Origin of the sequence: Bartonella sp. TT110JLCBS (assembly GCF_042193405.1) — a bacterium.
In the GTDB taxonomy this organism is placed as follows: domain Bacteria; phylum Pseudomonadota; class Alphaproteobacteria; order Rhizobiales; family Rhizobiaceae; genus Bartonella.
This window is the reverse complement of sequence record NZ_JBHILT010000309.1, coordinates 1-554: the sequence shown is the minus strand read 5'-3', so window position 1 is coordinate 554 and position 554 is coordinate 1. Positions and strand designations below refer to the sequence as shown.

The following is a 554-nucleotide window of genomic DNA, read 5'->3' as shown; positions in this document are numbered from 1 at the left end:
TTTGAATCGTCTATTTTTTTAGAGGGAACAGATATTAATGTGGAAGTCGTTAATGATAAAGTACCTCTGAATGTAGTTGGTTTACATAGTTCTGGTGGATCTCAAATAACGATGAAATCTGGATCAATTACTTTTGCAAAAGGTGGTGTGGGGATTTTGGCGGAAGACGAAGGATTTGTTAAACTATAAGATGTTAGAATTCGTATTGCTGAAAAAGAGAGAAACAATGAGGAATCTCCAGAAGGAACTTTAGGTGAAGAGGCTGCTTCTAGTGTACTGGATCCGAGTGTTGTTTTTTTATTGGAAGATGGTTTTGTTTCTTCTAATCGTGTAATCTTTAACGGTTCTAATGCTATTGTTCTATGGATAAATAGTAACTACAGTATTGAAAATGGTTTCTTGAGTGTCATTACTCCAAGGTCTAGTGGTGGAAAGGTCGATAGTTTTATTGAATTTGTTAAGAATAATTTTGCTGATGACTATGCCAGCATTAGGTCTGCTATCAATTATTCGGTTATTACAGTAGAAGATAGAGGCTCTTATGGTATATATTT

Annotated in this window: 2 protein-coding genes; both read left to right on the top strand. The window is 34.7% G+C overall.

The annotated features are described in order from the left end of the window. Window positions 1–189 (top strand): hypothetical protein (locus tag ACFILW_RS11070; protein ID WP_375685864.1); only part of this gene is annotated, 189 nt, incomplete at its 5' end. A 111-nt stretch (window positions 190–300) separates the two neighbouring features. Continuing rightward, on the top strand, window positions 301–554 hold a 254-nt coding region (locus tag ACFILW_RS11065), incomplete at its 3' end, for a hypothetical protein (RefSeq protein ID WP_375685863.1).